Raw genomic sequence first — 738 nt, 5'->3', positions numbered from 1 at the left:
CGTTGGCTGCTTTGGTGGCGATAATGGCCCCTTCGGTGCCGGCGATATCAATCACCTGCGCACTGATTTCGCCAATCAGTTGGGCCTGTTTCAGCCGTTGCTGCTCTTTCTCTTTGTCAAAGATAGGGCTGAGGGCATTGTTAGCATGGTCGGTATCCCGGCTCAGGGTGGTGACATCCTGTTGCTGCTTGTCTTTATCCCGGATAATCAGGGCACCGTCACTGACCGCGGCGTGAGTGGTGCTTTGGGCGTGGCCTTCCCGGTTAGCGCCGCCCAGGGTGTTGGCTGCCAGATTACTGAGGAACATGCCGCCGGCTGAACCCCCTGTGCTGATACTCGCACTATGGTGTTCGGTTTTAAAATCTGCTTTGTTTTTGATATCACCAAAGCCCAGCGTGCCGGTATCGAGGGTGTTTTTGTCTTTATCTGCGGTACTGGCAATGACTGCGCCGTCAAGCTGGGTGTGTTCACCCACTTTTACCTGATAGCCGCCTTTGCCGGCAAACAGTCCGGTTTGTTCCTGTACGGAGTCAAAGTTGCTGTGGATTTTGTCGCGGCTGGCGCTGAGGTTCAATGAGCCGCCCGGTTGTGGACCGAGAGTAACACTGACGCCGGCACTGACGTTCTGCTGCTTCATATCGTAGCGGTTGCTGTCCTGCTCGCTGCTGAGTGTCAGGTGGCGTTTGACGTCGGCAGTAATCTGTTCGCCGCTGACCTGAGCGCCTTTGAGCGTGGCAT

At 56.0% G+C, this 738-nt stretch carries 1 protein-coding gene; it reads right to left on the bottom strand.

Annotated features, from left to right (window positions below):
- Nucleotides 1–738 (bottom strand): hemagglutinin repeat-containing protein (locus AACQ38_RS23775; protein ID WP_207631980.1); only part of this gene is annotated, 738 nt, incomplete at both ends.

The sequence above is a fragment of the Photorhabdus sp. RW14-46 genome (assembly GCF_963887965.1).
Taxonomy (GTDB): Bacteria; Pseudomonadota; Gammaproteobacteria; order Enterobacterales; family Enterobacteriaceae; genus Photorhabdus; species Photorhabdus laumondii.
This window is presented reverse-complemented; position numbering and strand designations above follow the sequence as displayed.